This window comes from Bradyrhizobium liaoningense (genome assembly GCF_018130955.1).
GTDB classification, from domain to species: domain Bacteria; phylum Pseudomonadota; class Alphaproteobacteria; order Rhizobiales; family Xanthobacteraceae; genus Bradyrhizobium; species Bradyrhizobium liaoningense_C.
In genome coordinates this window covers 71,819-93,507 of sequence record NZ_JAFCJM010000024.1, presented here as the reverse complement: position 1 = coordinate 93,507, position 21,689 = coordinate 71,819, and the positions used below count along the sequence as shown (strand labels likewise).

The window sequence follows — 21,689 nt, the reverse complement described above, 5'->3', positions numbered from 1 at the left end:
TTGATCGGTGCGGTAGGGTGGGCAAAGCGAAGCGTGCCCACCTCATGCGTCTTCGATCCTTGAGCATGGCGGTGGGCACGGCGCTCCGCGCCTTTGTCCACCCTACGGCACCGTGCTGATGCTCAGCCCTTCTTCTTGCCCGAGGGCGGGCTGAACAGTTTCTTCAACTCGTTCAGCCCCTCGGACAGCCGCGGCCATTCGCAGGAGAACGAGCCCTTGGCGCAATTCTTCGGTCGCGGCCGCGCGTCGCTGCTTGCGGCGGGCTGTTGCTGCTGCTTGGGGCGCTCGACCGGCACCGGCACACGCTCGGTCTCGGTGCTGCGCAACGCGACTTGCTGGACCTGCTCCTGCTTTTGATGCTGCTGCTTCGCGGCGGCTTCCGCCGCGAGATTGCTGCGGCGCTCATTGCCGAGATAGCTGGCGTAGGATTCGTCGATCTTCTTCTGCTCTTCCAGCGTCGGATTGGGGCCGGCGATGTCGAACGTGCGATCCTGGAGGAAGTCGTAATAGGTGTAGCCGCCACCCACCTTGCGGCGGCCGGCATATTTCGCATTGCATTCAGCGAGCGCCGCCGTCTTCTCGGCTTTGGTCGGAGATTTTTCGGCGCGATCGGCGCAGTCCTCGAAATCGACCGGCGCGCGCTTCCACCATTGGGCATGGGCGTGCACAGGCAGCAGGACGAATCCCGCAGCCAAGCCAACAGCTAACGCAGTGCTACGCGATGCGATCACGGACGCCATTCACCAGATGCAAATGATATGGAACTCAACCCGAACTGAATCGGGCAAATTTTTGCCTGTTTCCCGGCGATTTGTCACCCATGGAACCGGTCTTTTTCAGGACTGTAGTGCTGACATTTTTTGCTTGACGTGGCCGCCAAGTCACAGCCGCAACCGTGGTCATGCGCATAGAGTTTGGAATAGCTCAAAGCGGCGGGGATTCTTGGACATGAGGTGGCCGACATATCTCGCATTCATCGCCCTGTTTGTCAGCCATGCTCAGGGCGCCGATGAGGACGCGCCCAATCGTAAGCCCGTGAAGGTCGTGGCGGATGCGCGGCTCGCGGTCGGCAGCCAGGGCATTCTGCCGCTCTATCTCTCCAGCGACTGGGCATTGCCGCTGCCTGCGATCTCGCGCGCCGTGATCGTGTTGCATGGCCGCCTGCGCAACGCCGACGTCTATTACCAGTCGGCCACGACGGCGCAATTCGCCGCGGGCGATGAGGGCAAGGCAACGCTCATGATCGTGCCGCAGTTTCTGGCGGAGATCGACATCGAGGCACACAAGCTGCCGGCCGATACGTTGCGCTGGTCGCTGGAGGGTTGGGAAGGCGGCGATGCCGCGCTCGCGCCGAACCCGGTGTCGTCGTTCGAGGCGCTCGATGCGATCCTGGCAAAACTGTCCGACCGGCGCATCTTCCCAAACCTCAAGCAGGTCGTGGTCGCCGGCCATTCGGGCGGCGGCCAGGTCGCGCAGCGCTACGCCATCGCGGGCCGCGGCGAGGCGACGCTGTCGCGCCAGCATATCGAGATCCGCTATGTCGTCTCCAACCCGTCGTCCTACGCCTATTTCAGCGCGGAACGGCCTGAGCGCGCGATCGCCGCATCCTGCTCGGGCTACAACAACTGGAAATACGGCATGGACGAACGGCCGCCTTATCTTGCGGACGCAACTCCCGCCGCGCTCGAGGCGCGTTATGTCGAGCGCGAGGTGATCTATCTGCTCGGCACGCTCGACACCAATCCGGAGCATCCGGCGCTCGACAAGAGCTGCATGGCAAAGGCGCAAGGCCCCTATCGCTACGCGCGCGGCCATGCCTATGCGGAAGCTATGGCCAAGCGCGACAAGGGCGCGCCCAATCACAAGCTCTGGGACGTCGCCGGCGTCGGGCACGACGGCGACAAGATGCTGACCTCGAAATGCGGGCTCGCCGCCCTGTTCGATCTGCCGGGCTGCACGGCGGATCGTTAGACCGGACGTACCTTGAAGGGACTGTTGCGGCTGTTACACTTCCGCCCGGTGTGGATGAAGGAAGCGCGCGCGTTTTTGCATTCTGCCGTCGACGACGCCTGCGCGCGCTGACTGAACGCTCGAACCCAAGGGAATTGCGTACATGACCATCACCATTGCGGCCACGAGCGTCGCAAAGCCGCAGAAGGATCTGCTCGAGGCCTTCCGGAGCGCCCCGACCTCGGTCATCTCTGACAATCTCGCGCGGCTGCCGGGCTGCGTGGGCTTGCGCCCCTTCCATCGCGGCGGGCCGCTGCTCGGCGTCGCCTTCACCGTCCGCACCCGCCCCGGCGATAATCTTGCGATCCATAAGGCGCTGGAGATGGTCGGGCCCGATGACGTCATCGTCGTCGATGGAGGCGGCGACGAGACGCGCGCGCTGGTCGGTGAGATCATGACCAATATCGCCCTGTACAGGGGCGCGGCGGGCTATGTCATCGACGGCGCGATCCGCGACGCCGGCGCGCTCGCGGCATCCGACTTTCCCGTCTATGCGCGCGCGGCGATCCATCGCGGACCCTACAAGAGCGGCCCGGGCGAGATCAACGTGCCGGTCTCGGTCGGTGGCTGCGTGATTGCACCCGGCGATATCATCGTCGGCGACGAGGATGGCGTGGTGTCGTTTCCGCAAAGCATCGCCGCAGGCCTGTTGGAGGCGGTGCGCGCGCAAGTCACGCGCGAGGAGGAGACGCTGAAGGCGATCCGCGAGGGCCGTTACCAGGGGTCTTATGGAAAATCCTGATCAGGAGGGGAGGACGCGGTGAGCCAGAAGGATGAATTCCACAATCTCGACAACCCCTCGGACGGCCTGTTCCGCGATCTCGCGCCGGGGCTCACCACGCGCATTTTCTCCGGCGAGCAGGCGATGCTCTCGGTGGTCACGCTGGCGCCGCACGCGGAAGGCACGCTGCATCATCATCCCGAGGAGCAATGGGGCGTGCTGCTCGAGGGTTCGGCGATCCGTGTCCAGGGCAACGAGGAGATTCCGGTGAAGAAGGGCGATTTCTGGCGCACGCCCGGCAACGTGCCGCATACGATGCGCGCGGGACCTGACGGCGCGCGGGTGCTCGACATCTTCAGTCCGCCAAGACCGGAATACAAGAAGGCGGGCTCAGGCTTCGGCACGGCCTGACGACAACGCTGCACAACAAGAACAACCGGCAGCAATCAAAAGGGGAGGGACGACATGACGATCACGCGACGAACCCTGCTGGCCGCGCCGGCCGTGCTGGCAATGCGGCCAGCTTTCGCGCAGGCGCCAAAAATCACGCTGGTGGTGCCGTTTCCGCCGGGCGGCTCGACCGACGCGCTGGCGCGGCTGCTGCAGACCAATCTGCAAACCAGGCTCGGCCGTGTCGTGATCGTCGAGAACAAGGCCGGGGCCGCCGGCGCGCTGGGTGCGGCGCAGGTCGCAAAAGGCCCGGCGGACGGCACGTCGTTCCTGGTGACCTTCGATTCCCATGCGGTGATCCCGACCATCCTCGACAAGCCGCCGGTCGACGTCGAGCGCGAACTGGTCCCGGTCTTCCTCGTCGGCACCGCGCCTTACGTGATCGCGGCGAATAGCGGCCGGCCCTACAAGAACTTTGCCGACGTGGTCGCGGCCTGCAAGCAAAGCCCGGGCGCGGTGAAATACGCCTCCGTCGGCATCGGCACGCTCGGCCATCTCGCGATGACGGTGCTCGGCAAGAAGGCCGGCGTCGAGATCCAGCACGTGCCCTATCGCGGCGGCGGCCCCGCCATGAACGACGTGCTCGGCGGCCATGTCGATCTGATCGCGGGCTCTGCGGCATTGGTCGCAGCCCAACTCGGGACCGGCCTGCTGCGCCCGATCCTGCAATTGGGCCGCGGGCGGCTGCCGAATCTTCCGGACACGCAGACCGCGATCGAAGCCGGCTTCCCGGATTTCGAGACGCTGGCGTGGTGGGGCATTTTTGCGCCCGCCGGCACGCCGACCGACATCACCTCGGCCATGGCAAAATCGGTGAAGGACATCTTGAGCGAGCCCGCGATCGCGGCCCAGCTCAAGGAAACCCAGCAGATGACGCTGCTGCTCGAGGACGCGGCCCCGTTCAAGGCCTTCTTCGACAAGCAGGTCGCCTATTGGGGCCAGGTCGTGCGCGAGAACAACATCAGGGCGTGAGGTGACGCCAGCCGCCAGCCCGGCTCAATCCCGATTCGTGCTCAGGCGTCGTCACGCGGCCGCCGACCGACAACGGGATCGGCCGCGCCGACGCGTCTCTTAGAGCATCTGGCCGACGATCTTAGTCATCTCCGGCGCCGAATAGGCGCGCAGCGTTTCGGTGCGAACATTGCCGAGCGCGCCGAGACTGAGGCTGAGCGACATGATGGATGCCTCATCCGGAGCCTCGACGAAGGTGACGACGTCATATCGCCCCTGTGTCCAGACGATCTCTTTCACCGTTGCGCCGAATGTCTTCGCCATCTCCCTGAAGGCGTCGGCCCGTTTCGGCGAGTCCTTGACGTTGCGGATTCCCTGGTCGGTGAAGTTCGCCAGTACGACATACGCTACCATGGTCGTCCTCCCTGGGTTGGACCTTGTGCAAACCGGCAAGAGGAAATCGTGGCGAGCTTGCCACAATTGCCGCGGCCGAGCCACGGAATCTCGGCGAAGGTCAGCGGGCGTGACTTATTCTGCCGTCCAGCAAGTATCGGGAGGGCGCGCAGCGAAAGCCGACCGCTTCAAGGCCGCAGGGGCCGCGCGAAGCTGAGCTCGTGGCCGTCGAGGTCGGTGAGGTGGAAGTAGCGCTCGCCCCATTCGGCGTCGCGCGGCGTCGTGCTCGGCTGCCATCCGGCCGCCAGAGCGCGTTCGTAGAGCGCATCGACATCGGCGACATAGAAGATGACGCGCCCCCACCAGGACCAGCGCTTGTCCGGCTGCACCGTCAGATTGAGATAGCCAGTGCCGGCGCGAAAGCTGGTGAAAGGCGCGGCTTCGCCGCCGTGCAGGATCTCGAATCCGAGCGAGCGGTAGAAGTGCACGGCACGGCGCATGTCATGAGTGGCGAATGTGATGGCGCTGATGCCCTCGATCATGATGGCGGCTCCTGGGCTGAGTTCGCACTCCGAGCCCATTGTATAATCGTCAAGCGCGGTATGACGATCAGCCGGCCGGCAGATAGCGGCCGGTCTTGCGACTGGCGATCCCAATTCCGCTCTGCTATGAGGGAGCCGAACCTGTCTCGCGGGTTCCGCGGTCCCGTAGCTCAGCCGGATAGAGCGACGGTTTCCTAAACCGTAGGTCGGAAGTTCGAGTCTTCCCGGGATCGCCATTTTCTTCATCGCATCGTCGCCACGTCCCGTCCTTTGGGCGGTGTTTCTCCGTTCTGCCAGCGAGTTCATTGTCCGGCTCCTGTGCCGTCGAATCCGACAAGCGCGGCGTTGCCGGTCGTTTGCTCGGCCGGTCCAAAACTTGCTAAAGCAAAGGCTCATTCCTTCCTGACGGTCGTTCGCCCGCCGTCCTGGCTCATTGCCGCACCCGGAGATGCTGATGCCTTTCGACTTGATCCTGCGCAGGGGACGCGTCGTCGACCCCTCGCAAAAGCTCGACGCGGTGACGGACGTCGCCTTTGCCGCCGGCAAGGTGGCCGCGGTCGGCAGCGGGCTCAAGGCGGATCCGGGCACGGAGGTGCGTGACGTCTCGCAGTTCATCGTGACGCCCGGGCTGATCGATCTGCACACCCACGTCTATTGGGGCGGCACCTCGCTCGGCATCGATGCCGAGGAGTTTTGCCGCAAGTCCGGAGTAACCACGGCGGTGGACACCGGCAGTGCCGGCCCCGGCAATTTCGCAGGGTTCCGCAAGCATGTGATCGAGCCGAGCCAGGTTCGGATCCTTGCCTATCTGCACGTTTCGCACGCCGGCATCTTCGGCTTCTCGAACCGTATCATGGTCGGCGAGAGCGAAGAGCTGCGGCTGATGAATCCGGTCGATGCCGCCGAGGTGGCGGACGCCAACCGCGACCTCATCGTCGGCATCAAGGTGCGGGTCGGCCTGCACGCCTCGGGCACGTCGGGCATCGTGCCGCTCGACATCGCGCTCGAGGTCGCCGAGGAGGTCGGCATGCCGCTGATGGCGCATATCGACCATCCGCCGCCGAGTTATGAGGAGGTGCTCGAACGCCTGCGCCCGGGCGACGTGCTGACACACGCGTTCCGGCCGTTCCCCAACACGCCCGCGACAGCGCAAGGCACCGTGAAGAAGGTGGTGCTTCAGGCGCGCGAGCGCGGTGTGATCTTCGACATCGGCCACGGCAAGGGCTCGTTCGCCTTCAAGACCGCGCGCGCGATGCTCGCCAACGGCTTCTATCCCGACACCATCTCGTCCGACATCCATCAGCTCTGCATCGACGGGCCCGCCTTCGACCAGGTGACGACGATGTCGAAGTTCCTCTGCATGGGCATGCCGCTGTCCGATGTGATCGCGGCCTCGACCGTCAACGCGGCGATGGCGCTGCGGCGGCCGGAGCTCGGCAGCCTCAAGCCAGGCAGCGTCGGCGACGCCACGCTGATCTCGGTCAGGGAAGGACGGTTCGACTATGTCGACGTCGTCGACGAGCATCTGAGCGGCGATCGCAAGATCGCCTCCGAAGGCGTCGTCATCGGCGGGCGCTGGTGGCATCCGAAGTAGGGGGCCGTCCACATATGGGTCCCGGTCTTCGCCGGGACGACATCGAGCGTGTGGTCGCAGCTACTCCTTCTTTTCGACATTCCAGAACATCGGCGCCGCCGGGCCGTCGATCACGCCGGTGAGCGATTTGCGCCATGCGCTTGGCGCCTGGAACTGGCCGAGCGGGATGTAGATCACCTGGTCGTAGGCTTCCTTCTGCACCTCGAGGGCGATCTTCTTCTGCTCTTCCGGTGAGGTGGCGCGCGCAAAGGCGTCGCGCAGCTCCTCGAGCTTGGGGTCCTCGGACCAGCCGAACCAGCCGCCATTCGTGCCCTTGCCGACCATCGCGCCGTTGACCAGTGGGTTCATCGAATCGGCGGCGCCCTGGTAGGTGAAGAACATGTTCCAGCCGCCTTCCTTGGGCGACTTCTGAATCGCCCTGCGGCTGACCACGGTCTGCCAGTCCATCGCCTGAAGATCGACCTTGAAGCCGGCCTCGCGCAGGAGCTGCGCGACCACGACCGGCTGCGCTTTCAGCAGGATCTGATCGGACGGTGCCAGGATCACGACGGGCGTGCCGTCATAGCCGGACTCGGCCAGGGCCTTCTTGGCCTGCGCCATGCCATTGCCCTTGACCAGGGTTTCGCCGCCCTCGTCGCTGGCGAGCGGCGTGTCGCAGATGAAGAATGCGCCGCAGAGCTTGTAATATTTGGGATTGCCGATCTGCGCGTCGAGCACGTCCTTCTGGTTGATCGCGAGCAGCGCGGCGCGGCGAATCTTCACATTGTCGAACGGCGGATGCAGAAAATTCATCCGGCCGAACGACTGGAAGCCGAACTTGTTCAGGATGGCGACGTTGATCTCCGGATTGGACTCGAGCATGGGCAGCAGGTCGAACGGCGGCGTCTCGACGAAATCGACATCGCCCGACTGCAGCGCGTTGAGCGCGGTCTGCGCGTCCGGCATCGTGATCCACTCGACACGGTCGACCTTGACCACCTTGCCGCCGGATGTCCACTCGGCGGGCTCCTTGCGCGGCATGTAGTCGGTGTTCTTGACGTAGACGGCCTTGACGCCGGGTTGGAATTCCGCCTGCATGAACTTGAACGGGCCGGAGCCGATCTGCTCCGGAATCTGCTTGTTGATCGGGGTCTCGGCGATGCGCTTGGGCATCATGAAGGCGCAGATCGACGACGGCTTGGCGATCGTCTCCAGCACCAGGCCATAGGGCTCCTTGAGCTTGAGCACGATCGTTTTGGCGTCAGGGGCTTCGATGCTCGCCGTAAAATCCATCAGCTTGCGGGCCATGCCGTCGACGCTCGAGCCCCAGCGCTTGAGCGAGGCAACGCAATCCTCTGCCGTTACCGGCGCGCCGTCATGCCACTTCAAGCCGTCGCGCAGGATGAAGCTGTAGGTCAGCTTGTCGTCGGAGATCTTCCAGTCGGCCATCTGCGGCCGCACCTTGAAGTTGGAATCGATGCCGAGCAGCGTGTCGTAGACCATATAGGCATGATGGCGGGTAATGATCGCAGTCGTGAAGCCGGGATCGGTGATGCGAAGGTCCGACTGCATCACGACGTTGAGGGTCTTGCCGGCGCTTGCGGCGAACGCGGGCCGCATCCGGGAGAGAGCGACCGCCGACGGCGCAACGGCAGCAAGCTTGAGAAGTTTCCGGCGTGAAACGTGATGCATTCGCAAGGCTCCTGACTTGACGCAAACGGGACCAGACGGTGACCGGCGATCGGGCACAGCCTACGGCCCGGTGTCACAAGCCGCAATACGAGCGTTGCTTCGCCAAGCCGATTTCGTTGTCGCCGTCGCCAAGCAAGCGCTGTGCCGCGTCGCGCATCGGATCAAACATGCGTCTTGTTGCATCAGGTCGCGCCGCTCTTTCAGCTCCACCGAGCGCCCTTGACAGTCATCGGGCCGTCGATCTTGATCCGGATGACAATGGGAGCTTCGCCACTCTCCTGGTGGCATTGTTCGGACATGCGCAGAGCATGCGCGCCGTCGCGTGGGCGGCGCGCATGAGGCTCAGTCGCGCCCCGCCTCCATGATCGCGTTGGCGAGCCGTGGCGGATCGGAGAAGCACAGCTCGTGGCTTCCCGACACCTGCACCAGGCGGAACAGGCCGAGCTTCTCCGACAGCCGGGGATGCCAGGGATAGCCATGCGGCAGCGCGGTATCCTCGGTGCAGTTGATGTAGGACTTTGCGATCTGCATCTCGGCCGGATTGGTCTTCAGCGCGATCGTGTCGCTGAAGGTTTTCAGCGGATGCGGATTGAGGATGTCGTAGGCGCGCTGTGCCAACTCCAGATCGGCGTCGTTGATGAAGGCCTCGCGCCAGATCGGGAAGGGCAGGACCACCGAACCGTCACCGCGCTCGGCAGCGATCATGTCGAACAGCCCGACATATTGCGGCGGCACCATGTCGTTGAGGCACTCGCCGTTGTTGGGCACGAAGGCGTTCCAGTACACGAGCCGCCGGATGCGCTCGGGCACGAGGTCGGCAACGCCGGTGATCACCATGCCGCCATAGGAATGGCCGAGCAAGATCACGTCCTTCAGATTGTTCTCGGCGAGATAATCGACAATCGACTGGATCGCCTCCTTCAAGCCCGTCGTCTTGGCGTCGCCGGGGCGATTGCCCCTGATGGTCGGCAAGTAAACCTGATGTCCGGCGGCGCGAATGGGGGCGGCGACGGGCTCGAGCTCGGCACCGGTATGCCAGGCGCCGTGGACGAGGACGTAGGTCGACATATTGTAGCTCCCTCACAGGAATGGTTAGATCAGCCCGGCAAGGGCCTCGCCGGGCTTGCCGACTTGATGTCGGTCGTTGTCCTTGTTGCAGCCATATTGAACCCATCGGCGGTTTGGGCGCTTGTCTGGCCCTGAACCGGATTGGTCTCGGAGCGCACTGATGGAGCAGGTCAATTCTGGAAGCCGGCCCCGCCACTTCATCTGGGATACCGGGGAAACACGCCCCGCCGAGCAGTTCTCCTATTATCGCGAGGCGATCTGCCAGGCGTTCATGAACCTGACGCCGGAATCGGCGACGACGTCTCGCTTTCCCGCCAAGGTCGAAACCATCAGGCTGGGCGCGGGCGCGATCAACCGCGTGGTGTTTCCCGAGCATACGGTCAACCGCTCGCGCGCCGATATTTCGGCGTCGACCGAGAGCTGCTTCTATCTCAACTTCAAGCTCGCCGGGCGCTGCCGCATGGTGCAGGGCGGACGCGACGTCAGCCTGTCGCGCGGCCAGGTCGGCATCTGCGACAGCGACCGGGAGGTGACGCTGCTGCACGATCGCGGGCCGACGCTCGAGGTGGCCTCGTTCTGGGTGCCGTCGCGCGCGCTGCGGGAACGGCTGCCGCCGTCGTTCGATTTTGGGGTCGAGCGCGTTTCCGACGATCCCTTTGTCGGCCACCTCATCGTCGAGACGGCACGCGCACTCAATGCCGGCGCGCTACGGATGACGGAGGACGAGGCCGTCGGCCTGTTCGGCGTGCTGCTCGACCTTGTCGCGCTCAGCCTGTCCCGCCGCAGCCGCGCGCAGACGGCGGAGGCCGCAGGCTTTGCCGATGCCACCGCGCTGGCGCTGCGTCGCGCCGTGCAGGAGCGGCTCTCCGAGCAGGGGCTCACGGTCGCGGCCGTCGCAGCAGTGGTTGGCATCAGCGAGCGCTACGTCCACAAACTGTTCGAGCGCGCCGGCACCACGTTCTCGGACTATGTGATGGACCGCCGCCTCGACGGCGCGGCACGCGACCTCAACGACACCGCGAAAACAGATCGCGCCATCGGCGCCATCGCCTTCGACTGGGGGTTTTCGGACCTGTCGCATTTCACAAGGCGATTCAAGCAGCGGTTTGGGTGCCGGCCGCGGGATTGGCGGGGGAGGTGAGCTACGCGTAAGACAGCCTCAGGCGCGACCACGAAAGTGCCAACCCCGATTCTTCGCCAAACCACTTCCTGTGGTTATGGGTCCCGGATCAGCGCTCGCTCTGCTCGCTTGTCCGGGACGACGAGTTGAGAGTTACAACGACCGCGCAATCAGTAGCTTCATGATCTCATTCGTCCCGCCATAGATCTTCTGGATGCGGGAGTCGATGAAGATACGCGAGATCGGGTATTCCTGCATGTAACCGTAGCCGCCGAACAGCTGGAGGCATTCGTCGGCGGTCTGGACCTGCTTTTCCGAGCACCAGTATTTCGCCATCGACGCCGTGACGGTGTCGAGGTCCTTTTCGATCAGGCGCTCGATGCACCAGTCGACGAACACGCGCGCGATCGTCGCCTCCGTCTTGCGCTCGGCGAGCTTGAAGGCGGTGTTCTGGAAATCCATCAGCGGCTTGCCGAAGGCCTTGCGCTCCTTGGTGTAGTCGGCGGTCAGCTTCACCGCGCGCTCCATCGAGGCGACGGCACTGACCGCGAGCGCGAGGCGCTCCTGCGGCAGTTGCTGCATCAACTGCACAAAGCCCTGGCCTTCCTCCTTGCCGAGCAGGTTTTCGGGCGGGACCGTGACATTGTCGAAGAACAGCTCTGACGTGTCCGAGGCGTGCAGGCCGATCTTGTCGAGGTTGCGCCCGCGCTTGTAACCATCAGCGCCTGCGGTCTCCACCGCGATCAGCGAGATGCCTTTTGCACCTAGCTCGCCGGTGCGGGCGACGACGATGACGAGGTCCGCGGCCTGGCCGTTGGTGATAAACGTCTTCTGGCCGTTGATGACGTAGGAATTGCCCTGCTTCCTGGCTGTGGTCTTGACGCTTTGCAGGTCCGAGCCGGTGCCGGGCTCGGTCATGGCGATGGCGCCGACCATCTCGCCCGACGCCATTTTTGGCAGCCAGCGCTTCTTCTGTTCCTCCGAGCCGTAGTTGAGGATGTAGTGGGCGACGATGGCGCTGTGCACGGAGACGCCGGTGGTGAGCTCCGGCACCGTGCTTTCGAGGTCCTCCAGCACCGCGGCGTCGTAGGCGAAGGTCGCACCTAAGCCGCCATATTCTTCCGGCACGCTCGCCAGCAGCGCGCCCATCTCGCCGAGCCCGCGCCAGGCGAAGCGATCGACCATCTTCTGCTCGCGCCATTTCTCCGCATGGGGTGCCAGGTCCTTGGCGAGATACTTTCGGAACTGGTCGCGGAAGACGTCGAGCTCTTCGGTCATCCAGGAGGAGCGGTAGGACATGGAAACCCCGGTCGTTGCTGCAATTTGCGTTGGTAAGCCAGCTCAAGCTGGCAATTATTGTGTTTTCAGGCTGCGCCGGTAAGGCTACCAAAGCAACCGGATTTGCAAGGCTCAGGGTGAGTGATTTTGACCGCCACGACGACAGAGCTCAAGATCGACATCGAGCGCATCGGCACGGTCTCCGCTATCCTGATGGAGCCGGCCAATCCGCGCGCCTGTTACGTGCTCGCGCATGGCGCCGGCGCCGGGATGCGGCATTCGTTCATGGAGAAGGCGGCGGCGGGTCTCGCGGCGCGCGGGATCGCGACGCTGCGCTACAACTTTCCCTACATGGAGAAGAAGCAGGGGCGGCCGGATACGCCGGCCGTTGCCCATGCCGCCGTCCGCGCGGCGGTGGCGGAGGCGGCGCGGCAATGCGCGGGGCTGAAGCTCATCGCCGGCGGAAAATCCTTTGGTGGACGCATGACCTCGCAGGCGCAGGCCAAGGCGCAGCTAGCCGGCGTGAAGGGGCTCGCCTTCCTCGGCTTCCCCCTGCATGCGGCTGACAAGCCGTCGATCGAGCGCGCCGATCATTTGGCTGAGGTCGGCATCCCCATGCTGTTCATCCAGGGCGATCGGGACAAGCTCGCCGACCTCGAATGCCTCAAGCCGGTGATCGCCGATCTTGGAACGAAGGCGAAATTGCACGTGATCGCAGGCGGCGATCATTCCTTCGCGGTCCTGCGGAAATCCGGTCGCAGCAATGACGAGGCGCTGACAGAGGTGCTCGATACACTCGCGGCATGGATCGACAAGCTCGCCTGAGCCGCTCAGCCCGCGTAAAGCCCCTTGTCGCGCGCCTTCTGGATCGCAAGCGCGGCCATCAAATCGAGCGTCGGTGTCGACAGGCGCGCGGCGCGGGCAAAGGCGGCCGGCGCCTTCACCAGCACGTCGATCTCCATGGCGCGGCCGAGCTCAAAATCCTGGAGCAGCGACGGCTTGTGGTTCGGTGCGGGACCGCTGCGCGTGACGCGCTTGACCTCGGGGATGTAGTGCTGCGCGATCTCGTTCGCTTCATCCAGCAAACGCGGGATGACATTGCCGAAGGTGGCATCGTCGCGCACGGCGCGTGCGGTTAGCCCGGTCAGGAGGCACAGCACCGACAGCGACATGTTGGTCAGGAGCTTTGACCAGATCGCCTCGCGAATATCCGAGATCGGCGAGGATTCGAGCCTGGCGTCGCTGAGCGCGGCGCGCAGCTCGGTGATGCGCTCGCTGGCGCGGTCGTCGCATTCGCCGATGACCAGCCGGTTGCGGTCCGGCGTCAGGTTTTGCACCACACCGGGCTCGACAATCTCGTTGGAGGAGAAGATCACCCCGCCGATGATCCGCCCGCGCGGGATCGCGGCGCGCAGGCGCCCGCCGGGGTCGAGGAAGGCAAGGTCCGGCGGCGCCGGATGCCGCTGCGGCAGACCGATATTGTACCACCAGGGAATGCCGTTCTGCGCGAACACGATGCCGGTATTTTCGTTCAGCAGCGGTGCAATGGCAGGGACGAGCCCCTGAAGGCCGGTTGCCTTCAGGGTACTGATCACGACGTCCTGCGGGCCGAGCTTCGCGGGATCGCCCGATGCGCGCACCTTGGCGGAGCACTCGGCGTCGCCGACGCGCAGCTTCAGCCCGTTGGCCTGTACCGCCTCCAGATGCGCCCCGCGCATCACGCAGGAAACGTCATGGCCGGCGCGCGCCAGCCGCACCGCAAGATGGCTGCCGACGGCGCCCGCGCCAAAGATGCAAATGCGCATGATGTGATGTCCCGTCCGAGGAAAAATCCCTGCCTTGGCCCGGCGCCAGCATGGCACAAGCCGCCATGCGATGGGCGCGACCGTCCCCACCGGAAAGATATGGATCAAGGCTCCGCGGTCTCGGTCATAGTGCGGCCTACAACGAACGAGCCATCGAGAGGAACGCCATGTCGGAAACCCCCGTCCTGTGGAGCCTTGACGAGCGCGGGGTCGCGACCGTCACGTTGAACCGCCCAGAGGTCAACAACGCCTATGACGGTGCGTTGATTGCCGGCGTGCTCGCGGCGATGGACGAATTGGGGACCAAGCCGAACCTGCGCGTCGTCGTGCTCAGGGGCAACGGCAAGCATTTTCAGGCCGGCGCCGATCTCAAATGGATCAATTCGGTGCGGCCGCAATCGGCGGAGGAGAACGAGGCGGCCTCGCGCGCCACCTTTGAGGCCGTGCAACGCCTCAACACGCTGCCCGTCCCGACTGTGGCGCTGGTGCAGGGCGGCTGTTTTGGCGGCGGCACCGGCGTGATCTCGGCCTGCGACATCGTGATCGCGGCCGACAATGCGCTGTTCTCGATCACCGAGGTGCGCTGGGGGCTGACCGCCGCGATCATCATCCCGCAGCTCGTCGATGCCATCGGCATCCGCCAGGTCCGCCGCTACGCACTGACCGGCGAGCGCTTTGGCGCCGAAGACGCGCGCCGCATCGGCCTCGTGCATGACGTCGTGCCGCTTGCGGAACTGGAGGCGGCCGGTGCGAAGACGGTCGACCTGTTGCTCGCCAACGGGCCTGAAGCCCTGGCGGAAACCAAGCGCCTCGCGCTGGAAAGCTCGTTCGGTGGCATGAGCGTCGATGACGCCGCCTATGCACGGCTCGTGCATCTGCATTCATTGAAGCGCCAGAGCGCGGAGGCGGCCGAGGGGCTCGCATCCTTTGCCGAGAAACGCGCGGCGAAATGGGGCGGCGGCTAGGCGGTGTTGTGGTTCAGCAGCCGCGGCAGATGCCGTTGATGCTGCGATAGACTGCCTCGTCGTCGCGCCGCATCTGCTGTAGCTGTTCGATCGTCTTGCTCTCGCTGGCCGGTTGCGGCTTGCGCTTGGCCGCAAGCTCGTCCTCCTGCCGCTTGTAGCAGGCCTCGCGATCGCCCTTGGCCTGGATGAAGCGGCAATTCTGCTCGATCGCCGCGGCGGGTGCGACGGAGATCATCAGGGCAACGAATGTGTGCAGAGCGTATTTCAAGAGCGTCAAATCCGTGTCGCCTGATCCGGCCCCGTTCTCGCAGGTCCGCATATCCCGAGCAACAGCCATGTTATGGCAGATGCGCCCGACAGGGGCTTTACATTGCCGATGCCTTTGACGAGATAGCGAAAACCCAATTGCCGGGGATGTCGTCGTGCCGCAAAAATCAATCCAGGAACCTGCCCGCGAGGTGCCGATCTACGGCGAATATGAAGTGGCCGTGCTCGGCGGCGGGCCGGCCGGCATCGCGGCTGCGGCGACCGCGGCGCGTGCCGGGAAGCGCACACTGCTGATCGAACGCTATGGCTTTCTCGGCGGCATGGGCACGGCTGCCGGTGTCACCAATTTCTGCGGCCTGCATGGCAACGTCCACGGCGAACATCACCGGCTGGTGCAAGGTATCGCCTCCGAGCTTCTGGCGCGGATCGACCGGCTCGACGGCTTGAACAAGCCGCACCTCATCCTCGGCAAGGTCTTTGCGCAGGCCTATGACACAGCGGCCTACAAGATCGCGGCCGACGATCTGCTCGCGACCCATAAGGTCGACATCCTCTTCCACGCGCTCGGCGCCGGCGTCGTGATGAGCGACGAACGCCGCATCGACGCGCTGATGGTCGAGACCAGGGCCGGCCGCCGCGCGGTGCGCAGCGAGATCTTCATCGACTGCTCCGGCGACGGCGACCTCGCCGCCTGGGCTGGCGTGCCCTTCGAGGTCGGCGACGAGCAGGGACATCCGCTCTATCCCTCGATGATGCTGCGCCTCAACGGCATCGATCCCGAAAAGGCGGGCGATGCCTGGCGCACCATTCCGCAATTGATGGAGCAGGCGACCGCTGCCAGGACGCACCGCTTTCCTCGCAGGAGCGCGATCGTGCGGCCGCAGCGTTCGGGCATCGAGTGGCGGGTGAATTTCACGCAAGTCGCGCGCGAGGACGGCCACGCCATCAACGGCATCGAGCCCGACGATCTCACCCGCGGCGAGATCGAGGGCCGCAAGCAGGCGCTCGCCGCGTTCGAGTTCCTGCGCACCGTGCCGGGCTTTGAAAAGTCCTACATTGTCGATCTGCCGCCGCAGCTCGGCATCCGCGAGACGCGCCGTATCAAAGGCGGCTACCAGCTCAGCGGCGAGGACGTGCTCGGCTGCGCCTCGTTCGAGGATTCCATCGGCGTCAACGGCTGGCCGATCGAGGCCCATATTCCCGGCGACGTCGTCTTCACCTTCCCGCCGATCCCGGAGTCGCGCGGCTTCAACGAATTGCCGTATCGCATGCTGCTGCCGGAGGGCGTAGACAATCTCCTGGTCGCTGGCCGCTGCGCCTCCATGACCCATGAGGGCCAATCGGCGGCGCGGGTATCGGGCGCCTGCTTTGTCATGGGGGAGGCGGCCGGTTCCGCGGCGGCCTTGGCGCTCGCCGGCAACCGGATGCCGCGTGACATCGCGGTCGAAAAGTTGCAGGAAACGTTGAACCAGCAGGGGGCTTTCATCGGGCGGGGCCAGGCCGTGCCCGAGGGGCTATAAGAGACGACAAACGGAGGATAGTGGATGGGTTGGGTTGGGCGGCTTGCTATTGCGAGCCTGATGGCGCTCTCGACGATCGGCGTGGCGAAGGCCGAGGACGCGCTGAAAGCCAAGATCGGGGTGCTGCGGCTGTCGTCGTCCGCGCCTGTCTTCATCGCGCAGGACAAGGGCTATTTCCGCGATGCCGGCCTCGACATCGAGCTGAAGTTCTTCGACGCGGCGCAGCCGATCGCGGTCGCGACCACCTCGGGCGACGTCGATTTCGGCATCACCGCCTTCACCGCCGGCCTCTACAATCTCGCCGGCAAGGGCACGCTGAAGGTGATCGGCGGCATGAGCCGCGAGAAGGCCGGCTATCCCCTGATCGGCTACTTCGCCAGCAACAACGCCTATGCGGCCGGCTTGAAGACGCCGAAGGATCTCGCCGGCAAGCGCGTGGCGATGACACAGGTCGGCTCCAGCTTCCATTATTCGCTGGGCCTGCTCGCCGACAAATACGGTTTCAAGCTCGCCGACGTGAAGATCGTGCCGCTGCAATCGCTGTCGAACGCGTCAGCCGCGCTGAAGGGCGAGACGGTCGACGCCGCGCTTCTGCCGATCTCCACCGCGCGAAAGCTGATGGACGAGGGTGGCGCAAAATTCCTGGGCTGGGTCGGCGACGAGACGCCGTGGCAGTTGGGCGCGGTGTTCGCCTCGCCAAAGACGCTTGCCAACAAGGCGCTGGTGACAAAGCTGCTCGGCGCGCTCGCCAAGGCCGACCGCGAATATCACGACGTCATCCTCGCCGCGATGAAGGACGGCGTGGCGCCGATCAACGACAAGACGAAGCCGCTGCTCGAGATCATCGCAAAATACACCAACCTGCCGGTCGAGCAGGTGGTCGGCAACTGCGCCTATATCGATCCGGACGGCAAGCTCGACGTGAAGAACGTCGACAACCAGATCAAATGGCTCCAGGAGCAGGGCTTTGCCGACAAGGGCTTTGACGCGGATGCGATCATCGCCAAGGAATACGTGAAGGCGGATTGATGTATTCTGTCGTTCCGGGGCGATGCGAAGCATCGAACCCGGAATCTCGAGATTCCGGGCTCGGTCCTGCGGACCGCCCCGGAATGACGAGCGGAGAGAGAGAAGAAGCCGAATGGACCTGATCGCCGACCACATCAGCCACCGCTTCGGCGAACTCGCCGTGCTCGACGACGTGTCGTTCACGGTGGGCAGCGGCGAGGTGGTGGCGATCGTCGGGCCGTCCGGTTGCGGCAAGAGCACGCTGCTGTCGATCCTCGGCGGGCTGCTACAGCCGACGTCGGGCGTGGCCGAGCTCCGCGGCGCACCGCCGGCCGACAGTCTCAATCCGCTGACCTTCGTGTTTCAGGATTTTGCGCTGCTGCCCTGGGCGAACGTGGAGGAGAACGTCGAATTCCCGCTGCTGCATACGTCTCTCTCGGCCCAAGCGCGGCGCGCGCAGGTCGACGATGCCTTGCGCCGCACCGGGCTCACCGATTTTCGCAAGGCCTATCCAAAACAGCTCTCCGGCGGCATGCGCCAGCGGGTCGGGATCTCGCGGGCGCTCGCGGTCAAGCCTGCGATCCTCCTGATGGACGAGCCGCTGTCGGCGCTGGATTCGCAGACCCGCGAGCTGTTGATGGAGGACTTCGTGCGCCTGCTCGCCGATGGCGCGATGGGCGCGGCCTATGTCACGCATAATCTCGAGGAAGCCGTGCGGCTTGCCGACCGCATCGTCGTGCTGTCGCGCCGGCCCGGCCGCATCCGCGAGGTCGTATCAGTCGCGATGACGCGCGCCGAGCGCGGCGAGGCGACGGCCCGCGCAAAGATGCTCGAGCTGCAAAACCAGTTGTGGTCGCTGATCCGGACCGAGGCGATCGACGCCGAGCGCGAGGTCCAGCATGCTTGACCGCGCCGCACAGGCCGGAACGCCAAAGGACGCCGCGACGCGGCGGGTCCGTTTCCGCGGCGCAGGCTTCGTTCCGGCGTCGAGCCGCTTCGGCGGCTGGATCGGGCTCGCGCTCGTCATCGCGGTCTGGCAGCTCGCCGGCAGCCTGCGCTGGGTCAATCCGCTGTTCTTGCCGGCGCCGTCGGCGATTGCAAAGGCGATCTACGAGCTCGCAATTTCCGGCGCGCTCTGGCAGCACGTGTCGGTGTCGCTGTTGCGCATCGGCGCCGGCTGGCTGCTCGGCACCGCGGCCGGCGTCGCGGTCGGCTTTGCCATCGGACTTTCCCGGATTGCACGCAGCGTCGGCATCACCTTCATCTCGGCGCTGTTCCCGATCCCAAAGATCGCGCTGCTGCCGCTACTCATTCTCTGGCTCGGCATCGGCGAAGAGCCGAAGATCGCGACGATTGCGCTCGGGGTGTTCTTCTCGACCGCGATATCGGTCTATAGCGGCGTCGATGCGGTGCCGCGCAACCTCATCCGCATGGCACAGAGTTTCAACGTGCCGTTTGCCACCATCGTGCGGAAGGTGATCTGGCCGGGTGCGCTGCCCTCGATCCTCGCTGGCTTCCGCATCACGGCGTCAGTGGCGCTGCTGCTCGTCGTCAGCGCCGAGATGATCGGCGCGCAATACGGTATCGGCGCCTTCGTGCTGCAGGCCGGCAATCTCATGCAGACGGATCAACTTTTGGCGGGCGTCGTGATCCTGTCGGTGTTCGGGCTGGCGGTTGGCAAGGTGATCAATCTGCTCGAGACCAAATTGCTACACTGGCGGTAGCCGCAATCGCCGCAGCCGTAGGGTGGGCAAAGCGAAGCGTGCCCACCATCTTTCCTCAACATATACAGAAGTGGTGGGCACGCTTCGCTTTGCCCACCCTACAAGATCGACTACGCATTCCCCCGATCTTCCCGGAACAGATCCAGCTTCTGCTGCACCGGTCGATCCGAAAAACTGAACAGCACAGCATCGGCATCGGCCTCGTGCGTGACCCAGTGCCAACTCGGCGCCACGAACAGGTCGCGCGGGCCCCACTCGAAAGTGTGGTCACCGATGCGGCTGCGGCCCTTGCCTTCGATGGCGCAGAACACGGTGGCGTCGGTCGAGCGGTAGCGCGCGGTCTTAAAGCCCTTTGGCAGGAGCTGGATGAAGGTGCCGATGGTCGGCATCGCGTAGTCGCCGGTTTCCGGATTGCTGAACTTGAGCTTGAGCCCGTGGCAGGCGTCCCATTCCTCGCGCAGCTTTGCCCTCTCCAGCGCCTCGCGCGTATGGGCGTAGGGATAGCTGAAGATCGGTGAGGTCTTTGAGGCCCGCTTAACGTCGACCGGCAGCAGGTTGTGACCGTAGCGCGCAAAGCTGTCGCCGGCGGGCTTTGTGATCTTCTGCTGGTCCTCCTTGGAGCCCTCCGCAAACGAGCAATCGAAGAACTGCACCAGGGGAATGTCGAGTCCGTCCAGCCAGAACATCGGCTCATCGGTCTCGTTGGAATGATCATGCCAGGTCATCGACGGCGTGATGATGAAGTCGCCCGGCTCCATCGCGGTGCGCTCGCCGTCCACGGCAGTGTGCGCGCCCTTGCCCTCCAGCACGAAACGCAGCGCCGACTGGCTGTGCCGGTGCGCGGGTGCGACATCGCCGGGCACGACCATCTGGACGCCGGCATAGAGCGACGTCGTGATTTTTGACTGTCCGCGCAGGCCGGGGTTCTCGAGCACCAGAACGCGCCGCTCGGCTTCCTTGGCGGTGATCAGCTTGCCTGCCTCGGTCATGTAGTCGCGGATAACGTCGAACTTCCACAGATGCGGCCGGCAGGCGCTCTTCGGCTCCGGCGTGATCAGGTCGCTCATCACCGTCCACAGCGCCGTGAGGTTTTCGCCGTCGATCTTCTTGTAGAACGCCTCGCGTTCCGGCGTCTTGGTCACGGCTTCCATCACGAGCCTCCCGTCATTCGTCTTTTGAGATTGACAGTATACTTACAATATAGGTAGCGTCAATCGACGTTGACACCGTCATTCCGGGATGGTCCGAAGGACAAGATCCGAAATCCTAGGATTCCGGGTTCTCGCTTCGCGAGCCCCGGAATGACAGACATGGCTAAACAAGACCTGGGGCAAACAACAAGATCCGAGGGAGGGTTCCGATGAAGCTGCACGGCTATTTCCGCTCCAGCGCGGCCTACCGGGTGCGGATCGCCCTGAACCTGAAGGGGCTCGCGGCCACGCACCTGCCGCATCACCTGCGCAAGGGCGAGCAGAGCGCGCCCGCCTATATCGCCATCAATCCGCAAGGCCTGGTGCCGGCGCTGGAGAACGATGCCGGCGCGATCCTGACCCAGTCGCTCGCCATTATCGAATGGCTGGACGAGACCCACCCCGCGCCCGCGTTGCTGCCGAAGGATCCGCTGTGGCGCGCAAAAGTGAGGGCCTTTGCGCAGGCGATCGCCTGCGACACCCATCCGGTGCAGAACCTGAAAGTGCTGTCGCGCCTGCGCGAGCTCGGCCTTGCCGAGGATAAGGTGCAGGAGTGGGCGGCCTGGGTTAATCGCGAAGGTCTCTCAGCTTGCGAGACGCTGGTGAAGGATGGGGCCGGCCCGTTCTGCTTCGGCGATGCGCCGACGCTGGCGGATCTGTGCCTGGTGCCGCAGCTCGGCAATGCGCGCCGCTTCGGCGTCGACGTCTCGGCCTATCCGCGCCTGCTCAAGGCCGAGGCGGCGGCCAAGGCGCTGCCCGCTTTCATCGACGCTGCACCGGAGCGGCAGCCCGATGCCGAGTAAGCCTCCGCCTCCGATCACGATGGACGCGGTCTATGCCGCGCCGGGCTATCTGTTCCGGCGCATGCAGCAGATCGCGGTGTCGATCTTCATGGAGGAGTGCCGCGACTTTGACCTGACGCCGGTGCAATACGCAGCCCTGGTCGCCATCCACACCCATCCTGGCATCGACGCCACGCGGCTGTCCGCCGTGATCGCCTTCGACCGCTCGACGCTCGGCAGCGTCATCGAACGGCTGCAAGCCAAAAACTACATCGAGCGAAAACCCTCGCCGGAGGACAAGCGGATCAAGCTGCTCTATTTGACGAAATCGGGTGCGGCGCTGCTCAAGGAGATCATCCCCGCGGTCGAGCGCGCCCAGGCGCGCATGCTGGAGCCGCTAAAACCCGCCGATCGCAAGACGCTGATGGCGCTGCTCGAACAGCTCGTCGATCTCAACAACGAAGCCTCGCGCGTGCCGCTGCGCGCGGAGGACGCGCTGGAGCATCTGGGGAAGGCGGGGTAGGAGCGACGCGTTGGATAAGTGGATGGATAAGCGCCTCACACTCCACTCGTCGTCCCGGACAAGCGCGCCCTAAGCGCGCGCTGATCCGGGACCCATACCCCCAGGGA

23 protein-coding genes and 1 tRNA gene are annotated in these 21,689 nt (G+C 64.7%); 15 read left to right on the top strand and 9 right to left on the bottom strand.

What is annotated here, in order from left to right; genetic code table 11:
• Positions 1 to 122 precede the first annotated feature (122 nt).
• The gene (locus JQ632_RS20835; protein WP_212404447.1) at positions 123 to 740 is read right to left on the bottom strand and encodes a hypothetical protein; all 618 of its coding nucleotides are present in this window, start codon (positions 738 to 740) and stop codon (positions 123 to 125) included.
• Between the two features lie 208 nt (positions 741 to 948).
• Here JQ632_RS20835 and JQ632_RS20830 point away from each other — a divergent pair, with 208 nt between their 5' ends.
• From JQ632_RS20830 to JQ632_RS20815, 4 genes are all read left to right on the top strand, one after another.
• Positions 949 to 1,971, top strand: coding sequence for an alpha/beta hydrolase (locus JQ632_RS20830; protein ID WP_212404446.1), 1,023 nt, complete (start codon positions 949 to 951; stop codon positions 1,969 to 1,971).
• A 142-nt stretch (positions 1,972 to 2,113) separates the two neighbouring features.
• Complete coding sequence (locus tag JQ632_RS20825) at positions 2,114 to 2,752, top strand: RraA family protein (protein WP_212404445.1); 639 nt, start codon at positions 2,114 to 2,116, stop codon at positions 2,750 to 2,752.
• An 18-nt stretch (positions 2,753 to 2,770) separates the two neighbouring features.
• The gene (locus tag JQ632_RS20820) at positions 2,771 to 3,142 is read left to right on the top strand and encodes a cupin domain-containing protein (protein ID WP_212404444.1); all 372 of its coding nucleotides are present in this window, start codon (positions 2,771 to 2,773) and stop codon (positions 3,140 to 3,142) included.
• A gap of 54 nt (positions 3,143 to 3,196) precedes the next feature.
• Positions 3,197 to 4,153, top strand: a complete 957-nt coding sequence (locus tag JQ632_RS20815) for a tripartite tricarboxylate transporter substrate-binding protein (protein WP_212404443.1) — start codon at positions 3,197 to 3,199, stop codon at positions 4,151 to 4,153.
• Between the two features lie 99 nt (positions 4,154 to 4,252).
• Here JQ632_RS20815 and JQ632_RS20810 read toward each other — a convergent pair whose 3' ends face one another.
• Both JQ632_RS20810 and JQ632_RS20805 read right to left on the bottom strand, forming a co-directional pair.
• Entirely contained in the window at positions 4,253 to 4,546 is a 294-nt protein-coding gene (locus tag JQ632_RS20810) for a GYD domain-containing protein (RefSeq protein WP_212404442.1), read from the bottom strand.
• A gap of 167 nt (positions 4,547 to 4,713) precedes the next feature.
• On the bottom strand, positions 4,714 to 5,067 hold the full coding sequence (locus tag JQ632_RS20805) for a VOC family protein (RefSeq protein ID WP_212404441.1): 354 nt from the start codon (positions 5,065 to 5,067) through the stop codon (positions 4,714 to 4,716).
• A gap of 159 nt (positions 5,068 to 5,226) precedes the next feature.
• Between JQ632_RS20805 and JQ632_RS20800 the strand changes: the two genes are divergently transcribed.
• Together JQ632_RS20800 and JQ632_RS20795 are read left to right on the top strand one after the other, a co-directional pair.
• Positions 5,227 to 5,303 (top strand) — tRNA-Arg (locus JQ632_RS20800).
• A 218-nt stretch (positions 5,304 to 5,521) separates the two neighbouring features.
• Positions 5,522 to 6,661 (top strand): amidohydrolase/deacetylase family metallohydrolase, encoded by a 1,140-nt coding sequence (locus JQ632_RS20795; protein ID WP_212404440.1) that lies wholly within the window; start codon positions 5,522 to 5,524, stop codon positions 6,659 to 6,661.
• Between the two features lie 60 nt (positions 6,662 to 6,721).
• Here the strand turns inward: JQ632_RS20795 and JQ632_RS20790 are convergent, their stop codons facing one another.
• A complete protein-coding gene (locus JQ632_RS20790; RefSeq protein WP_212404439.1) occupies positions 6,722 to 8,332 on the bottom strand; it encodes an ABC transporter substrate-binding protein in 1,611 nt (536 codons plus the stop codon).
• A gap of 342 nt (positions 8,333 to 8,674) precedes the next feature.
• Positions 8,675 to 9,400 carry an alpha/beta hydrolase gene (locus JQ632_RS20785; protein ID WP_212404438.1) on the bottom strand — a complete coding sequence of 242 codons (726 nt, stop codon included), beginning with the start codon at positions 9,398 to 9,400 and terminating at the stop codon, positions 8,675 to 8,677.
• Between the two features lie 160 nt (positions 9,401 to 9,560).
• Between JQ632_RS20785 and JQ632_RS20780 the strand changes: the two genes are divergently transcribed.
• Positions 9,561 to 10,541, top strand: coding sequence for a helix-turn-helix domain-containing protein (locus JQ632_RS20780; RefSeq protein ID WP_212404437.1), 981 nt, complete (start codon positions 9,561 to 9,563; stop codon positions 10,539 to 10,541).
• Positions 10,542 to 10,673: 132 nt separating this feature from the next.
• Here JQ632_RS20780 and JQ632_RS20775 read toward each other — a convergent pair whose 3' ends face one another.
• Complete coding sequence (locus JQ632_RS20775) at positions 10,674 to 11,819, bottom strand: acyl-CoA dehydrogenase family protein (RefSeq protein WP_212404436.1); 1,146 nt, start codon at positions 11,817 to 11,819, stop codon at positions 10,674 to 10,676.
• A 126-nt stretch (positions 11,820 to 11,945) separates the two neighbouring features.
• On the opposite strand from JQ632_RS20775, the gene JQ632_RS20770 reads away from it, so the two are divergent.
• A complete protein-coding gene (locus tag JQ632_RS20770; protein WP_249152336.1) occupies positions 11,946 to 12,623 on the top strand; it encodes an alpha/beta family hydrolase in 678 nt (225 codons plus the stop codon).
• A gap of 5 nt (positions 12,624 to 12,628) precedes the next feature.
• On the opposite strand, the gene JQ632_RS20765 is transcribed toward JQ632_RS20770, so the two are convergent.
• Positions 12,629 to 13,603: a ketopantoate reductase family protein gene (locus JQ632_RS20765; protein ID WP_212404435.1), complete on the bottom strand. Its 975-nt coding sequence runs from the start codon at positions 13,601 to 13,603 to the stop codon at positions 12,629 to 12,631.
• Positions 13,604 to 13,770: 167 nt separating this feature from the next.
• Between JQ632_RS20765 and JQ632_RS20760 the strand changes: the two genes are divergently transcribed.
• The gene (locus JQ632_RS20760; RefSeq protein WP_212404434.1) at positions 13,771 to 14,568 is read left to right on the top strand and encodes an enoyl-CoA hydratase-related protein; all 798 of its coding nucleotides are present in this window, start codon (positions 13,771 to 13,773) and stop codon (positions 14,566 to 14,568) included.
• Positions 14,569 to 14,581: 13 nt separating this feature from the next.
• Here JQ632_RS20760 and JQ632_RS20755 read toward each other — a convergent pair whose 3' ends face one another.
• A complete protein-coding gene (locus tag JQ632_RS20755) occupies positions 14,582 to 14,836 on the bottom strand; it encodes a hypothetical protein (RefSeq protein ID WP_249152328.1) in 255 nt (84 codons plus the stop codon).
• Between the two features lie 154 nt (positions 14,837 to 14,990).
• Between JQ632_RS20755 and JQ632_RS20750 the strand changes: the two genes are divergently transcribed.
• From JQ632_RS20750 to JQ632_RS20735, 4 genes are all read left to right on the top strand, one after another.
• Complete coding sequence (locus JQ632_RS20750) at positions 14,991 to 16,355, top strand: FAD-dependent oxidoreductase (protein WP_212404433.1); 1,365 nt, start codon at positions 14,991 to 14,993, stop codon at positions 16,353 to 16,355.
• Positions 16,356 to 16,379: 24 nt separating this feature from the next.
• On the top strand, positions 16,380 to 17,384 hold the full coding sequence (locus tag JQ632_RS20745; protein WP_212404432.1) for an ABC transporter substrate-binding protein: 1,005 nt from the start codon (positions 16,380 to 16,382) through the stop codon (positions 17,382 to 17,384).
• A gap of 112 nt (positions 17,385 to 17,496) precedes the next feature.
• A complete protein-coding gene (locus tag JQ632_RS20740; RefSeq protein ID WP_212404431.1) occupies positions 17,497 to 18,270 on the top strand; it encodes an ABC transporter ATP-binding protein in 774 nt (257 codons plus the stop codon).
• Positions 18,263 to 19,087 (top strand): ABC transporter permease, encoded by an 825-nt coding sequence (locus JQ632_RS20735; RefSeq protein WP_212404430.1) that lies wholly within the window; start codon positions 18,263 to 18,265, stop codon positions 19,085 to 19,087. Before JQ632_RS20740 ends, JQ632_RS20735 begins: the two co-directional genes overlap by 8 nt.
• 110 nt (positions 19,088 to 19,197) lie before the next feature.
• Here the strand turns inward: JQ632_RS20735 and gtdA are convergent, their stop codons facing one another.
• Positions 19,198 to 20,238 carry a gentisate 1,2-dioxygenase gene (gene gtdA, locus JQ632_RS20730; RefSeq protein ID WP_212404429.1) on the bottom strand — a complete coding sequence of 347 codons (1,041 nt, stop codon included), beginning with the start codon at positions 20,236 to 20,238 and terminating at the stop codon, positions 19,198 to 19,200.
• Between the two features lie 209 nt (positions 20,239 to 20,447).
• On the opposite strand from gtdA, the gene maiA reads away from it, so the two are divergent.
• Together maiA and JQ632_RS20720 are read left to right on the top strand one after the other, a co-directional pair.
• Complete coding sequence (gene maiA, locus JQ632_RS20725; protein ID WP_212404428.1) at positions 20,448 to 21,080, top strand: maleylacetoacetate isomerase; 633 nt, start codon at positions 20,448 to 20,450, stop codon at positions 21,078 to 21,080.
• Positions 21,070 to 21,582, top strand: coding sequence for a MarR family winged helix-turn-helix transcriptional regulator (locus JQ632_RS20720; protein WP_212404427.1), 513 nt, complete (start codon positions 21,070 to 21,072; stop codon positions 21,580 to 21,582). Before maiA ends, JQ632_RS20720 begins: the two co-directional genes overlap by 11 nt.
• Positions 21,583 to 21,689 lie beyond the last annotated feature (107 nt).

Bases quoted from the DNA above. Each gene is read 5' to 3' on its own strand.
- JQ632_RS20835 (WP_212404447.1), bottom strand. From the start codon at position 740: ATGGCGTCCGTGATCGCATCGCGTAGCACTGCGTTAGCTGTTGGCTTG.
- JQ632_RS20830 (WP_212404446.1), top strand. From the start codon at position 949: ATGAGGTGGCCGACATATCTCGCATTCATCGCCCTGTTTGTCAGCCAT.
- JQ632_RS20825 (WP_212404445.1), top strand. From the start codon at position 2,114: ATGACCATCACCATTGCGGCCACGAGCGTCGCAAAGCCGCAGAAGGAT.
- JQ632_RS20815 (WP_212404443.1), top strand. From the start codon at position 3,197: ATGACGATCACGCGACGAACCCTGCTGGCCGCGCCGGCCGTGCTGGCA.
- JQ632_RS20810 (WP_212404442.1), bottom strand. From the start codon at position 4,546: ATGGTAGCGTATGTCGTACTGGCGAACTTCACCGACCAGGGAATCCGC.
- JQ632_RS20805 (WP_212404441.1), bottom strand. From the start codon at position 5,067: ATGATCGAGGGCATCAGCGCCATCACATTCGCCACTCATGACATGCGC.
- JQ632_RS20795 (WP_212404440.1), top strand. From the start codon at position 5,522: ATGCCTTTCGACTTGATCCTGCGCAGGGGACGCGTCGTCGACCCCTCG.
- JQ632_RS20790 (WP_212404439.1), bottom strand. From the start codon at position 8,332: ATGCATCACGTTTCACGCCGGAAACTTCTCAAGCTTGCTGCCGTTGCG.
- JQ632_RS20785 (WP_212404438.1), bottom strand. From the start codon at position 9,400: ATGTCGACCTACGTCCTCGTCCACGGCGCCTGGCATACCGGTGCCGAG.
- JQ632_RS20780 (WP_212404437.1), top strand. From the start codon at position 9,561: ATGGAGCAGGTCAATTCTGGAAGCCGGCCCCGCCACTTCATCTGGGAT.
- JQ632_RS20775 (WP_212404436.1), bottom strand. From the start codon at position 11,819: ATGTCCTACCGCTCCTCCTGGATGACCGAAGAGCTCGACGTCTTCCGC.
- JQ632_RS20765 (WP_212404435.1), bottom strand. From the start codon at position 13,603: ATGCGCATTTGCATCTTTGGCGCGGGCGCCGTCGGCAGCCATCTTGCG.
- JQ632_RS20760 (WP_212404434.1), top strand. From the start codon at position 13,771: ATGTCGGAAACCCCCGTCCTGTGGAGCCTTGACGAGCGCGGGGTCGCG.
- JQ632_RS20745 (WP_212404432.1), top strand. From the start codon at position 16,380: ATGGGTTGGGTTGGGCGGCTTGCTATTGCGAGCCTGATGGCGCTCTCG.
- JQ632_RS20740 (WP_212404431.1), top strand. From the start codon at position 17,497: ATGGACCTGATCGCCGACCACATCAGCCACCGCTTCGGCGAACTCGCC.
- JQ632_RS20735 (WP_212404430.1), top strand. From the start codon at position 18,263: ATGCTTGACCGCGCCGCACAGGCCGGAACGCCAAAGGACGCCGCGACG.
- gtdA (WP_212404429.1), bottom strand. From the start codon at position 20,238: ATGGAAGCCGTGACCAAGACGCCGGAACGCGAGGCGTTCTACAAGAAG.
- maiA (WP_212404428.1), top strand. From the start codon at position 20,448: ATGAAGCTGCACGGCTATTTCCGCTCCAGCGCGGCCTACCGGGTGCGG.
- JQ632_RS20720 (WP_212404427.1), top strand. From the start codon at position 21,070: ATGCCGAGTAAGCCTCCGCCTCCGATCACGATGGACGCGGTCTATGCC.